Origin of the sequence: Streptomyces bottropensis ATCC 25435, assembly GCF_000383595.1 — a bacterium.
Classification (GTDB): domain Bacteria; phylum Actinomycetota; class Actinomycetes; order Streptomycetales; family Streptomycetaceae; genus Streptomyces; species Streptomyces bottropensis.
In genome coordinates, this window is sequence record NZ_KB911581.1 from 5,089,634 (window position 1) to 5,102,320 (window position 12,687).

The following is a 12,687-nucleotide window of genomic DNA, read 5'->3' on the forward strand; positions in this document are numbered from 1 at the left end:
GCCGGCTCAGATACCGGCGGCGGTCGGGGTGTCGGCGTCCTCGCCCGCCGGGCGCTTGCCGAGGGTGAAGAGGCCGGACTCGGTGCGGTGAACCACCGACGGGTCGCGGACGATGTTGATCGGATCGCGCCCGGCCTCGACGTCGTCGGCCATCGAGAGAAGCATGCGACGCAGCATGACGACGCCGCGGTCGCCGGTGGCCAGGGTCTCCTCGGAGTCCAGGGTGATGGCTCCCTGCGAGCCCTGGGCCTCCGCGTCACCGGGGAACTTCTGGCGCTCCTCGTCGGTCAGCTCGTGGTTCTGCTTGCCGTTCTGCGTGATGCCGATGACGAAGTGGACCATGCGCTCGGGGTCGTTCGTGCGGATCGAGAAGAAGAGCCGGTGGCTGGTGTCGTCGGAGGGCACGGCCCACAGCAACTGGTCCGGCCGCTCGTCGGGGGTGACCTTCACGAAGTTCGGCAGGCCGAAGATGTTGGGAAGGTGCTGCTCGACCGCGAAGCCGTACTCGGTGACCTCGCCGTCCTCGCCCTCCATCTCGAATCGCTGGGTGTACTTCACGCCGTGGTCGGTGCGCTCGTACGTCACACGGTCGGCGATGAGGGACGCGTCGAAGAAGTTCTCGGGGTAGCCGAAGGTGCCGGTGCCCAGCATCTGGTAACCGCTGTGCGTGGAGTGGAGCCAGGTGACGTGCGTCGGGTCGGCGGAGTTCTCGTAGATGTTGAGCCAGCTGAAGTCCGTCGGCATGCCGAGGACCGCGGCATGGGGGACCGGCCAGCTGGCGAAGTACTTCTCGTCCTCGGCGGGGTTCTCCAGCGCGTCGTAGCGGGGGAGTTCGGGCTTGAGCTCGGGCGGGCCCATGTAGACGAACACCAAGCCGTAGCGCTCCGCGACGGGATACCACGGCTGACGAGCGGCGTCGCGCCTGCGCCCCAGTCCCGGCTCACACGCCTGCTCGATGCAGCGGCCCTGGACGTCGAACTTCCAGCCGTGGTAGCAGCAGCGGATGCCGTCGTCCTCGACCCGGCCGTAGAACAGGCTGGCGCCGCGGTGGGTACAGCGTTCGATCACGACACCGGGCTTGCCCTGCCCGTCCCGGAACACGACCAGGTCCTCGCCCAGTACGCGGGTCTTCTGCGGCAGGGCACCGGCGATCAGTGTCTCCGAGCTGGCGATCGGGTGCCAGTAGCGGCGCAGCGCCTCGCCCATCGGCGTGCCGGGCCCGACCTCGCGCAGACGGGCGTTGTACGAGGGCTTCGGGCGACCGTAGGCCGTGCCGGTGTCGACTTCTGAAGTGGTGGTGGTCATCGTTCTGTCTCCCGTGCGGCTCGGGCGTACAGGCGGTGGCGCGTGCAGTGCTGTGAATGATCACCGACGAGGACACCGCCTTGGCGACCCTCAGAATTAAAACGTGATTCACATTCGCATTTCTTCTCGCGATGCGTCAAGGGTCGCGCTCGGTGCTTCCTCGGCGGGGAGTGGTCGGCCGGCGGGCGGCCTCGGCCGCGAGCCGGTCGAGCGTGGTTCCATCCCCTGTGCGCGCCGCTCGCGCGCCAGCTCGGTGGCGCCACTGTCCACTGCCCGGCAGTACGAGGTAAGGGGCTGCCGGAGCGGGTGGCGACGCCATATACGCTGGGGCGGATGAGTACCGAACCGTCACTCGATCTGCCGCCGGCGCAGCAGGCACGCAGCCGGCTCACCCAGCAGCGGATCCTGGAAGCAGGTACGGCCCTCCTCGAAGAGGGCGGCACCGAGGCGCTCACTGTCGCGGCCGTCGCTTCTCGGGCGGGCGTCTCGGTGGGCAGCGTCTATCGACGGTTCGCCGGCAAGGACCGCCTGATCGCGGCTCTGCAGCACGACATGATCGAACAGTTCCGCGCTGACATCATTCGCCGCTTCGCTCCGCTGCGCACAGGCCCGACCGTGCTGGTCGCCTCGGCGGTCACCGGGCTCACCCAGACGTTTCAGGCGCACGAGCGCCTGATGCGCGTCTTCATCACCGCGGGCACCACCGATCCCGCAGTGGCTCGCATGGGGTCCGAGGCCAGCATCGATGCCGGCCAGGTCTTCCGGCGATTCTTGGAGCCGATCGCGCCGATGATCGATGCGCCGGAGCCCGAGTTGCGCCTGGATGTCGTGTTCCGCTTGGTGTTCGGGGCCTGTATGAACCGCCTGCTGCACGGCGAAAACTTCGAGTCCGCCCGACCACTGACGTGGCAGCAGCTCACCGAGGAACTCGTGGACATTGCCTGCCTGTACCTTCTCGGCACGCCGGCGCAGTAGGCCCTGAGGCTCTGATGCGAATGTGAGAACCGCTTCACATTCGGGGTCGGGCGGCGACATACTGGCGGGGCTCCTGATGCCTCCGGCACCGGCGACTGCCTGGAGCGAGGGCGCCCAGGGACTCCAGGGACTCCAGGGAAGACGGCCGATCGACCGTTCGGTCACCAAGGGAAGGAACCGCTCCATGCGAGAGCCGCTCAGCTACGAGATCGCGCACCGCGCCGCACTCGCCGCTCTGGAAGCAGGAAGGGCCGAGGGGCACAAGGTGTGCGCCGTCGTGGTCAACCGAAGTGGTATCCCGAAGGTTCTCCTCAGTGACGACGGCGTGGGACTCCTCGGCGTGGAGACCGCGCGACGCAAGGCGTACACCTCGGCCGTGAGCGGTGTCCCGACGGCCAAGTTCGCGGCCTTCGCAGCGTCCCCCCAGATGCAGGTGGCGCCTCCTCATCTGGTCGATTCCAACCTTCTGCCGGTCGCCGGCGGCGTCCCGATCGTGACGGCCGACGGGGAGGTCATCGGCGCCATCGGCGTGGGTGGGGCGGACGACACCACTGACGACCGCATCGCGCACCAGGCCCGCGATTCCGTCACGAAGATCGTTGCGTAGGCCTTCTCCCTGGTCGGCAAGGCGGTGATGCCGAGCCTCGCCTTCGTCGCCGCTGGGGGTGGCTGACGCACAGGTGCCTGTCGGCACGCCTGACCTGGCATCGCGCGACAATACGGCAGCCATTCCGCAAGTTGAGGACGATGCTGCCGGCGCGGCAGGACAAGCTGTGGTTTTCCGCCCGAGCATCAGCTCCTCGACCTCGCGGGCGACAGCGGGGAGCGGTGATACAGCCACACGCGAGGGGAGACGGCAGCGCCAGATCCCGCCCTCCGACGTCCGCGCGGACAGCGACGTGGACCTGCTCCCCCCCAGCGGCGGCAACGACGAGCACCTCGGACTCTCCGAGCCCGGCGCCTACGAGTTGTACGTCGTCCAGTACGCCCTCCCGAACGGTGTCACGAGCCAGCCGTACACCCTGCACACCTGGCTGACCGGCAAGGACACCAGGCGGACCGGCCGGCCACCACGACCCTGCCCGAGCAGCGGGTGAGCGCGGGTGACCCCGTCGAGGCCACCGTCTCCTGGCAGGACCTCGACGCCGGTCAGGCCTACCTCGGCTTGGTCGAGCACGGCGACGGCACCAGGACCGTGGGCACCACACCGCTGACGGTCACCCCGCAGCCCCGGGCACGCGCGGCTGTGCGTGCCCGGCTCGTACCGCCCGGGACGGGGCCGGTGCGATGAACGACCCGGCCGCGGACTCCCCGTCGCCACGGGAGCCCGCGGCCGGGTCTCTTCCCATCAGCCTCACCGTGGTCACAGGTGATCTCCACGGCCGTGCTTTCTCGGCCTGCGTTTTTGACTGGCCGGAGAGTTCACGGGCTCCGCGGGGCTTTCGTGGCGGGTTGCGGGGGTGGGCCCGGGGCTCTCAGATGGTGGCCTCGGGGCCGGCCGGGCTGAGGTAGTGGACGGCGGTCTGTGTGGTGTGCGGGGCGAGCAGGCCCTGCAGTTCCTCCACCGCGGCCTTGAGGAGGGCGCCGTCGCGGGTGGCGTGGAGGGTTTCGAGGACGAACGCGACGTGGGTGGAGTCCTCGGTGACGCGAGTGCGGTGGGCGTCGCGGTGGTTCCAGTGCCGGGTCAGGACGGTGTCGGCGTCCGCGTAGATGATCTCGCCGGGCTTGGGCTGCTCGACGGTGTCGGGCTCGCCGAGCGGGGTGAAGGACTCGGTGCCGTCCGCGTATCGGATGTCGACGTCGCCGGTGACGTGGGCCAGGTCGAAGGCGCCGGCGGGCAGGCCGCGGCGGACGGAGACGGCGTTGTAGGAGTCGACGGCCGGGTTGATGCGCGGCAGCGTTCCCTTCTTGGCGAGGCGGCGGCCGAGCGCGTCGACGCTGGGGCGGATGCGGCGGGGATTGGTGCCGAAGGATCGGTAGGCGGTGTGCCACGCCTCGATGCGTGGGTCGCTGTCGTCGGCAGGCTGCCAGGTGCCGTCGGCGAGTTGCTGCTCCAGGTCCTCCAGGGCTGTGGCGGTGTGGGGCCAGGGTTCGCGGGCGCGCAGGCCGGTGGCGGTGACCAGGGCGATGAGGGTGTCGGGGAAGGCGTCCGTGACGGCGGGGGCGATGCGGAAGGCGGGCATGGGCGGAGTTTCCGTTTCCTGGGTCCGGGCGTGGGCGGTCAGGGCTTCCAGGGGCCGATACGGTCCCGGCGGCGGCGCTGCTGGCGTGCGGTGGGCACGTCGAGGCCCTGGTCGCGTGCGGTGAGGCGGTCGGCGACGGCGGTGCGGTACTCGACGGGCTTGTGGTCGTCGTACTTGAACTTGGCCTGGACGTCCGTGACTTCGAGGCGCAGGCCGCGGATGCCGGGCAGCATTCGGCCGTAGGGCGGCTGGTCGACGGCGACGGAGGCGTGGTCACCGGCGGGCTGGAAGTGGGCGAGCTGGCGGCGCAGCAATTCGGCCTTGGCCTCGGGGTCGTCGACGATCTGGGCGCGGCAGGTGAACTGGACGGCGGTGTAATAGCTGGTGGGGACGCCGTCGGCGGGGGGAGTGCCAGGAGCGGCGCGCCAGGGGCCGGGGATGAAGGCGTAGTCACCGAGGACGGTGAACGTGACGTTCGGGTCCTGCTCGATCGCCTTCCAGACCGGGTTGGGCCGGGCGAGGTGGATCAGGAGATCGCCTCCATCGCTGGAGAAGTGGGTGGGCACGGCGACGGGCGGGTGGCCGGGCCCACCGTTGACGCTGAGCTGTCCGAAGTCATGTCCTTCGGCGATCCAGGCCTGCCATTCGGCTTCGTCGAGGCCGGCGTCCCAGGGCTGGATGAGCATGGTGGTCTCCTTGCGTCGTCTTTGGGGGTGGGTACTGGACCACGGGGGCCGCTCAGGTCAGGGCGAGGAGGCTGACGGCGACGACGGCGGTGCCGAGGCCGACGAGCTGGCCGCGGTGAATGCGTTCGGCGAGCACACCGCGGGCGAGCAGGACCGTGCCGACCGGGTACAGGGCGACGATCACGGCGACGACGGCGAGGTCCCCGCTGCGGGCGGCGAGCAGGAACAGCAGGTTCGCCACGGAGTCCAGCACACCCGCGGCTGCCGACATCGCGTACGCGGGCCGCTCCGGACCCAGCCTGCGATACATCACCCCGGCCGCGGCCAGAGTCATGGCCGAGGAGACGGCCCGGCCCACGATCAGCGGCGCCACCCCGCTGTCGGACGGCGCCTGGTGGAGGAAGACCAGCTGGAGGGCGATGGCGGCGCCCGCGCCGAAGGCCAGCAGCAGCGCCGTACGGGAGGGGCGCGCCGCCCCGGCGCCGTGTCCGGCGCTCACCAGGACGACCGCCACCAGCGCGAGCGGCAGACCCACCAGTCCGGCGATGGTCAGGTGCTCGCCCTGCACCAGGCCCACACCGACGGGCAGTGCGGCGGACATCAGCGCGGTCACGGGCGACAGCACGTTCATCGGGCCGATCGCCAGCGTCCGGTAGAGCAGAGTGAACGCGGCGGCGGAGGCGATTCCGGACGCGGCACCCCAGCCGAGGGCGCCGGCGCTGAACGAGGCGCCGAGCACCGGCCACAGCAACAGCTCGATCGCGAGAGAGGCCGGGGCCGCGATCATCACCGTACGCAGCACATGAGCCTTGCGTGCGCCGAGACCGCCGAGAAAGTCGGCGCAGCCATAGGCGAGTGAGCTGCCCAGAGCAAGCAGCAGAGCGATCACAGCACATCCCTTACAATCATCCGAACGACCGCACCGTACAACGCAACGACCGGTCTCTGTCAACAGAACGACCGCACGGTGCATTGCAGTGGTCGATGGAGAGGAGGGAGCTCAGATGGCCGAGACAGCCGCAGCTCTGCGGACGGTGGCGCACAACGTCCGGGCGGCCCGCACCCGGGCGGGCCTCTCCCTGGAGGAACTCAGCCGACGCTCACAGGTCAGCAAGGGAGCCCTGGTGGCGCTGGAGAAGGCCCAGGGAAATCCCAACCTGGCCACCCTGGTCCGGCTGGCCGACACCCTCGGCATCTCCGTGTCCGCCCTGATGCAAGGACCGCCCGAAGGCCGCGTCCGCGTCGTCGCCGCCGACACCGTGGCACCGCTGTGGACCGGCGACCGAGGCAGCGAGGCCCGGCTCATGCTGACGACCTCGGGCCCGGCCCCTGTCGAGGTCTGGCGCTGGCGGCTGGAACCGGGCGAGGAGTACCCCAGCCACCCCCACCAGGCCGGCGTCGTGGAAACCGTCAGTGTCATCTCCGGCCGGATGGCCTTGGTCGTCGACGGCACCGAACACACCGTGGAAGCCGGACAGACCGCCACGTTCGACGGCGACACCGCTCACACCTATCGCGGCTCCGGTACCGAGACCTGCCACCTGGTCATGACGGTCCACCTGCCGCCCGGTCCCGCTGCCACGACCTGACCCGCACGGCGCGGGCGCGCAGCGGCGCATCCGCCCGGTCATGCCCGCGGTGGCGGGTGTGCGCGGAGCGGCGGAGGAGAGGGGCCCGAACAGCCTTCCCGCACGCCCCCACCAGCCTGCGCATGGCATGGACCAGGATCCTCGATCGAGGCGGGTGCCGCGATCATCGAGGAGGGCGGGTGCGAGGCTTTCACCATCGCGGCTGTCTGCGAGCGCGCCAAGGTCGCCCCACGGGCCATCTACGACCGTACGACCAGCAAGGAGGCCCTCTTCCTGGCCGTCTAGGAGCATGGTCTCAGCCGTATCCGCGTCCACGAGGAGGTCCTGGACCGCGACACACCCGCGCAGACGCCCGTGCCTACACCCGCGCAGATGGCGGACCGGTTCACTGCCGTGGTGCTCGGCGCCGCTTCAGCGCGGTTCTCGCCTCGCTCATGATGCGGGTCGGCTACGGCCCCCGAGTTCGCCGCACCCGCCGCCGACACCGACGCCTTCGTGCGACACCTCATCCAGACAGCGGTGCGGTACCTGTTCGGCCGTGTGGGAGCCGCCTGGCGGCGCGTCTGCCCTGAGCGCGTCGAGCTCGCCGCGCTCTCGACGAGGGTACGGCCGCCTCCGGCGCCTCAGGCCGGGTTGCGGCCGGTGAAGAACTCGCGGAACGGGTCCATGCTCGGTTCGAGGCCGGCGTCGACGAGGCCCTTGCGCAGTGCGTTCATCTGGGCGTCGTGAATGCGCTGGGTGGGCATGCGCAGGGGGCCGCCGTTGTAGCCCTGGAGCCAGCCCTGGAACTTCCATGCCTGGCGGTTGATGAACGCACCGCCGTGCAGGGCCGGGGCGAGCCCTCCCTTGACCTTGCGAGCCGGGTGGAGCTGCCAGTAGATGTCGGCGGCGTCGTCGTACTTGCCCTCCCGCAGGAGCTGGAAGACGCGCGGGATCATCGGGCCGTAGTACTCGTGGTCGCTGGTGGCGGAGAACTGGAGCGGCATGATCTGCGACAGCGGGATCAGCTCGCCCTCGATGGGCATCGAGATGACGACCTCGTCACCGAAGTGACGGTGGCACTCGATGACGCTCTGGATGCTGGGGAAACCGCCCTCGGCCTTGATGGCGACGATGTTGGGGCAGTCGTCGAGCAGGCGCCGGATCAGGCGTACGGGGATGTCGGAGGGGTGGATGCGCGGGCTGAAGCCCCACAGGTACATCGGGAAGAGCATGACGCCGAGGTTCGTCGCGTCGCAGACGGCCTTGGTGTAGTCGTAGATCTCCTGCTCGGACTCTGGGTAGAAGTTCGGCGGGTACGACAGCAGCACCAACTCGGCGCCCGCCTCCTCCGCGCCCTTCACGGCCTCGATGTTCTGCTCCAGGTTGTTCCAGCTGGCGTGGTGGGTGAGCAGCAGCCGGTCGCCGGCCTCGTCCTTGATGACGCGCAGGAAGTCCAGGTACTCGGGGAGCTGGATGGAGACCTCCGAGACGCCGAGGGTGCCCATGAAGCCGTGCTCGATGGCGAGGCGGGTGTCGTGGCGGATCGCCTTCTCGTTGATCGCCTTCAGGTCGGCCGTGAAGGAGGGGATCGTGCAGTTGACGACGCCTACGAGGTTCTCGCGCGCCCAGTCGCGGGCTTCCGCGCGGGTGTAGCGGGCCATGGTGGTGTGCTCCTTGCGGTGTTGATCAGATGGGTTGGTGGGCGGAGGCGGGGGTCTTCGCGCCTTCCCAGGCGAGGTACTTGAGCTCCAGGAACTCGTCGAGGCCGTAGACCGAGCCCTCACGGCCGATGCCGGACTGCTTGACTCCGCCGAAGGGGGCTGTCTCGTTGGAGATCAGGCCGGTGTTGATGCCGACCATGCCCGCCTCCAGGGCGGCGGCGACGCGCCAGATGCGCTCGGCGTCCTTGGCGAACAGGTAGGCGGCGAGGCCGAATTCGGTGTCGTTGGCCATGCGGACCGCGTCGCTCTCGTCGGTGAACCGCACCAAGGGGGTCACCGGGCCGAAGGTCTCCTCGCGGGTGACGGCCATCTCGGCGGTGACACCGGTCAGCACGGTCGGCTCGTAGAAGAGTCCGCCGCGTGCGTGGCGCCTGCCGCCGTGCAGGACCACGGCCCCGTGGGCTACGGCGTCGGCGACGTGGGACTCCACCTTCGCCACCGCGTCCTCGTCGATGAGCGGGCCCTGCTGGACGCCCTCGTCGAAGCCGTCGCCGACGGCGAGGGTGCCGACCCGCTCGGCGAGCTTCCTCGCGAACGCGTCGTAGACGCTGTCCTGTACGTAGACGCGGTTGGCGCTGATACACGCCTGGCCGGTGTTGCGGTACTTGGTGGCGATCAGGCCCTCGACCGCCTCGTCGAGGTCGGCGTCGTCGAAGACGAGGACGGGCGCGTTGCCGCCCAGCTCCATCGATGTCTTCTTCACCGTCCGCGCCGACTGGGCCAGCAGTAGCCGGCCGACCTCGGTGGAGCCCGTGAAGGTGATCTTGCGAACCAGGGGATTGCCCGTCAGCTCGGGGCCGATCTCGCGCGGGTCACCGGTGACCACGTTGAACACGCCCGCCGGGATGCCAGCCCGGTCGGCGAGTTCGGCGAGTGCCAGGGCGGTCAGCGGGGTCTGCTCGGCGGGCTTGAGGACCATCGTGCAGCCCGCGGCCAGCGCGGGCCCCGCCTTGCGGGTGATCATCGCGGCGGGAAAGTTCCACGGGGTGATCGCCGCGCACACACCGACCGGCTCCTTCAGGACGACGATCCTGCGCGAGGCTTCCGGCGCCTCCATGACGTCACCGCGGATGCGCTTGGCCTCCTCGGCGAACCACTCCAGGAACGACGCCGCGTACGCGACCTCGCCGACGGCCTCCGCGTACGGCTTGCCCTCCTCCAGGACGATCAGCCGGGCGAGGTCCTGCGCATGCTCGGTGACCAGGTCGAACCAGCGCCGCAGGAGCCGGGACCGCTCCTTGGCCGGGCGTGCTCGCCAGGCCGGCAGCGCACGGTGCGCCGCGTCGATCGCGGCGGTGGTCCGCGCCCGGTCCAGGAGCGGCACTTCGGCCAGCAGGTCGCCGGTGGACGGGTTGTGTACGGCGAGGGTGGCGTCGGTGGTGATCCAGGTGCCGTCGACGTACGCGGCGGTCTTCAGCAGCAACGGGTCGTCGAGTTCGCTGCGCACGGCCTTGCTCACGGTGTTCCTCACGGGGGCGCTCACTTCGAGACCGGGGAGATGGTGACGGGCAGTTCGGTGCCCAGGGACAGTTCGGCGGCCCGTCGGACGCACATCGCGGCGACGGCGAGGTCCTGCGCCGCCGAGCCGACGGACTTGTAGATCACGACCGCGTCCGGGTCGTCCGCCGGCCTGCCGGGCGCGCGACCGGAGACGACATCGGCGAGCGGGACCACCTTTCCGGTGAGGTCGACGCCCGCCTTCCTCGCCGCGATCAGGTCTCCCGTGTCCTCGGCGACCTCGTCGGCCATGTCGGCGACGATCACCTCGGCGCGGGCGATCACCTCGGTCGCCAGTTCGCGCTGCTCGGGAAGGGTGGATCCGATCGACACGATGGTCACGCCGGCCGGAGTCTCCCGCAGGGTCGGCTGCTCGTCCCGGGAGCGGGCCGCGCAGATCACCAGGTCGGCATCGGCTACGGCCGCCTCGGGGCTCTGCGCGGTGGCGAGCGATAGACCGAGGTCGGCGAGTTCGCGGGTGAAGCGGGTGCGGCTGGCCGGGTTGGGGCTGAACACCGTGACGGAGGACAGCGTGCGCGTCGCCGCCAGGGCACGGACGTGGTTCTGCGCCTCGAAGCCGGATCCGATCACCCCGACGCGCAGGGCCCCGGCGGGGGCGAGCAGGTCGGCGGCGAGCGCCGAGGTGGCGGCGGTGCGGAAACCGGTGATGGAGTGGCCGTCCAGGAGTGCCGTCAGTTCCATGCTCTCCTGGTCGAACAAAGAGATCAGATACGAGGCGCGCCGGTGCCGGGGTGAGGCGGCGATCAGCTTGGCCCCCATGGGGCCGCCGTCGCCGGGCACGCCGCTGAGCGTGCGCAGCCACAGGCCCTCTCCGCGAGCCATCGTGCGCGACGGGAAGCGAGATTCGTCGGGCGGTGCGGCGTAGGCGCTGCGCAGTGCCGCGATGGCGTGGGTCCACTCGAAGGCGGCTCGGACGTCGGCGTCGGTGAGAAAGAGGGTCATCGTGGGGGCTCCCTGCGGGATGAAGGCGTGAAGGGGATCAGCAGGCGGCTGAGAGGGCGTCGGTGTTCAGCGGCGCGCCGGTGCGGGCACGGATGTCCTCGACGGTGACCCCCGGTGCCGTCTCGACGAGCGCGAGGCCGGTCGGCGTGACATCCAGGACGCTCGGTGATGATCCGGTGGACGCACTCGCCGGTTAGCGGCAGCGAGCATTCCCCGACGATCTTGCCGGTGCCGTCCTCGGCGGTGTGGTCCATCAGGCCGATGACGCGCCGGGTGCCGTGGACGAGGTCCGTGGCGCCGCGCATGGCCTTGACCAGGTGACGCGGATTCCACGCGGTCCGAGTTCCAGCGCGGCCGCCTTGGACCGCCTCCGCAGGGCCCATTAGCCGGCGGTGTACGCCACTGGGTAGTGGGCGATGAGCGCGGCGGAGGACCCGACGTTGACGATCGAGGCGCCGGGCGGCATCAGCGGGGCGAGGTGCTGGATGCCGAGCAGCGGGCCTGTGACGTCGACGGCGTGGACGCGGTCGAAGTCCTCGGGGCGTACGTCGCCGAGCCGGGCCCGCCCAGGTGATGCCCGCGTCGTTGACCAGGCCGTGGACCTGCCGGTACGCCTCCTTCACCTCGGCGACGAGACCGGCCCGGTCCTGCTCGCTGGTGACGTCGAGGCGACGGCAGCCAGGTGCCTCGGTCACATCGGTGGCGATCTCCCGGGCTCCTTCACGGGTCAGTGCCTCGGCTTCAGCGGCACCCTGGCCGCGCGCCGCGCCGGTGACCACGACCACCTTGGTGCTCAGGTCCGTCATGGCCGCTCCCGGCTGCGGCGCCGACCGGTCGGCAGGTGTACGGGATCGACGCCGGGGACCACGGCGTTGGTGAGCGTGCCGATGCCCTCGACGGTGAGCGAGACGGTGTCGCCGGGCGCCAGTGGCGGCGGCGTCCGCTCGCCCCGCAGTCCCCACAGCTCGGCGAGGCAGCCGCCGTTCCCGCACGTCCCGGAGCCCAGGACGTCACCCGGCACGACCCGGGTGCCACGGGAGGCGTAGGCGACCATCTCCTCGAAGGTCCAGCTCATGTTGGACAGCAGGTCCTCGCCGACCACCTGCCCGTTGACCTCGGCGGTCAGGGCCAGCCGCAGAAAGCCCTCCGCGTCCCGGTGCGGCTCCAGTTCGTCGGCGGTGACCAGGTACGGACCGAGGGTGGTGGCGGTGTCCTTGCCCTTGCAGGGGCCGAGGCCGACCTTCATCTCGGCGGACTGGAGGTCGCGCGCGGACCAGTCGTTGAAGACCGTGTAGCCGACGATGTGCTCACGGGCCCGCTCGGGGGTGAGGTCGCGGCCCTCGCGGCCGATGACGGCGGCGACTTCGAGTTCGAAGTCCAAGACCTGGGACCCCGGGGGCATGGGAATGTCGTCGTACGGCCCGAAGACGGCGTGGGGATTGGTGAAGTAGAAGGTCGGCGCGGCGTACCAGGCGTCCGGCACGCCACTCGCCCCGTCGACCGAGCGTCGTACGCCCTCGACGTGCTCCTCGAAGGTGACGAAGTCCCGTACGGAGGCCGGTCGCAGCGGCGCCAGCAGCCGCACTTCGGAGACATGCGGTCCGGCCGGGGCGTCGAGGGCCGTTGCCCCCGCTTCGGAGAGGGCGCCTGCTGTGATCAGTTCGGTGAGTGTGTGGTCGCCGGGGACCGGGTGGAGGCGGCCGTCCTCGCCGACGACGGCGACCTGACGCTGGTGCCGGTGCTCGTACGCGGCGAAACGCATGTGCGGCTCCAGGCTCTGGGATAC

At 70.4% G+C, this 12,687-nt stretch carries 14 protein-coding genes and 2 pseudogenes; 6 read left to right on the forward strand and 10 right to left on the reverse strand.

What is annotated here, in order from left to right; genetic code table 11:
- Positions 1-6: 6 nt before the first annotated feature.
- Positions 7-1,305 carry a Rieske 2Fe-2S domain-containing protein gene (locus STRBO_RS0122550; protein ID WP_005473476.1) on the reverse strand — a complete coding sequence of 433 codons (1,299 nt, stop codon included), beginning with the start codon at positions 1,303-1,305 and terminating at the stop codon, positions 7-9.
- Positions 1,306-1,638: 333 nt separating this feature from the next.
- Between STRBO_RS0122550 and STRBO_RS0122555 the strand changes: the two genes are divergently transcribed.
- The 4 genes from STRBO_RS0122555 (at position 1,639) to STRBO_RS0122570 (ending at position 3,571) form a co-directional block, all read left to right on the forward strand.
- Positions 1,639-2,280: a TetR/AcrR family transcriptional regulator gene (locus tag STRBO_RS0122555; RefSeq protein ID WP_005473474.1), complete on the forward strand. Its 642-nt coding sequence runs from the start codon at positions 1,639-1,641 to the stop codon at positions 2,278-2,280.
- 184 nt (positions 2,281-2,464) lie between these two features.
- Positions 2,465-2,887: a GlcG/HbpS family heme-binding protein gene (locus tag STRBO_RS0122560; protein ID WP_020114804.1), complete on the forward strand. Its 423-nt coding sequence runs from the start codon at positions 2,465-2,467 to the stop codon at positions 2,885-2,887.
- 292 nt (positions 2,888-3,179) lie between these two features.
- Positions 3,180-3,377 carry a hypothetical protein gene (locus STRBO_RS0122565; protein ID WP_005473470.1) on the forward strand — a complete coding sequence of 66 codons (198 nt, stop codon included), beginning with the start codon at positions 3,180-3,182 and terminating at the stop codon, positions 3,375-3,377.
- Complete coding sequence (locus STRBO_RS0122570; RefSeq protein WP_005473469.1) at positions 3,374-3,571, forward strand: hypothetical protein; 198 nt, start codon at positions 3,374-3,376, stop codon at positions 3,569-3,571. The genes STRBO_RS0122565 and STRBO_RS0122570 overlap by 4 nt, the downstream gene beginning before the upstream one ends.
- Positions 3,572-3,755: 184 nt before the next feature.
- On the opposite strand, the gene STRBO_RS0122575 is transcribed toward STRBO_RS0122570, so the two are convergent.
- From STRBO_RS0122575 to STRBO_RS0122585, 3 genes are read right to left on the reverse strand one after another with little or no spacing between them, the layout of a single operon-like run.
- Positions 3,756-4,463 carry a B3/B4 domain-containing protein gene (locus tag STRBO_RS0122575; protein ID WP_005473467.1) on the reverse strand — a complete coding sequence of 236 codons (708 nt, stop codon included), beginning with the start codon at positions 4,461-4,463 and terminating at the stop codon, positions 3,756-3,758.
- Between the two features lie 38 nt (positions 4,464-4,501).
- Complete coding sequence (locus STRBO_RS0122580) at positions 4,502-5,149, reverse strand: FMN-binding negative transcriptional regulator (RefSeq protein ID WP_005473466.1); 648 nt, start codon at positions 5,147-5,149, stop codon at positions 4,502-4,504.
- 52 nt (positions 5,150-5,201) lie between these two features.
- Complete coding sequence (locus STRBO_RS0122585) at positions 5,202-6,038, reverse strand: DMT family transporter (protein WP_005473460.1); 837 nt, start codon at positions 6,036-6,038, stop codon at positions 5,202-5,204.
- A gap of 115 nt (positions 6,039-6,153) precedes the next feature.
- Between STRBO_RS0122585 and STRBO_RS0122590 the strand changes: the two genes are divergently transcribed.
- Entirely contained in the window at positions 6,154-6,738 is a 585-nt protein-coding gene (locus STRBO_RS0122590; protein WP_020114805.1) for a helix-turn-helix domain-containing protein, read from the forward strand.
- Positions 6,739-6,933: 195 nt separating this feature from the next.
- Positions 6,934-7,023, forward strand: coding sequence for a TetR family transcriptional regulator (locus STRBO_RS44765; RefSeq protein WP_245170663.1), 90 nt, complete (start codon positions 6,934-6,936; stop codon positions 7,021-7,023).
- A gap of 338 nt (positions 7,024-7,361) precedes the next feature.
- Here STRBO_RS44765 and STRBO_RS0122595 read toward each other — a convergent pair whose 3' ends face one another.
- From STRBO_RS0122595 to STRBO_RS0122625, 6 genes and pseudogenes are all read right to left on the reverse strand, one after another.
- Entirely contained in the window at positions 7,362-8,381 is a 1,020-nt protein-coding gene (locus STRBO_RS0122595; protein WP_005473458.1) for a dihydrodipicolinate synthase family protein, read from the reverse strand.
- Between the two features lie 25 nt (positions 8,382-8,406).
- A complete protein-coding gene (locus STRBO_RS0122600) occupies positions 8,407-9,900 on the reverse strand; it encodes an NAD-dependent succinate-semialdehyde dehydrogenase (protein ID WP_020114806.1) in 1,494 nt (497 codons plus the stop codon).
- 20 nt (positions 9,901-9,920) lie between these two features.
- Complete coding sequence (locus STRBO_RS0122605; protein WP_005473456.1) at positions 9,921-10,901, reverse strand: ornithine cyclodeaminase family protein; 981 nt, start codon at positions 10,899-10,901, stop codon at positions 9,921-9,923.
- A gap of 37 nt (positions 10,902-10,938) precedes the next feature.
- Positions 10,939-11,200 (reverse strand): annotated as a pseudogene (locus tag STRBO_RS44770) (CoA-transferase); the annotation flags it as partial.
- Positions 11,158-11,707 (reverse strand): annotated as a pseudogene (locus tag STRBO_RS40355) (SDR family NAD(P)-dependent oxidoreductase); the annotation flags it as partial. The pseudogenes STRBO_RS44770 and STRBO_RS40355, both read right to left, overlap by 43 nt.
- Entirely contained in the window at positions 11,704-12,663 is a 960-nt protein-coding gene (locus STRBO_RS0122625; RefSeq protein WP_005473454.1) for a fumarylacetoacetate hydrolase family protein, read from the reverse strand. The gene STRBO_RS0122625 and the pseudogene STRBO_RS40355, both read right to left, overlap by 4 nt.
- Between the last annotated feature and the right edge of the window lie 24 nt (positions 12,664-12,687).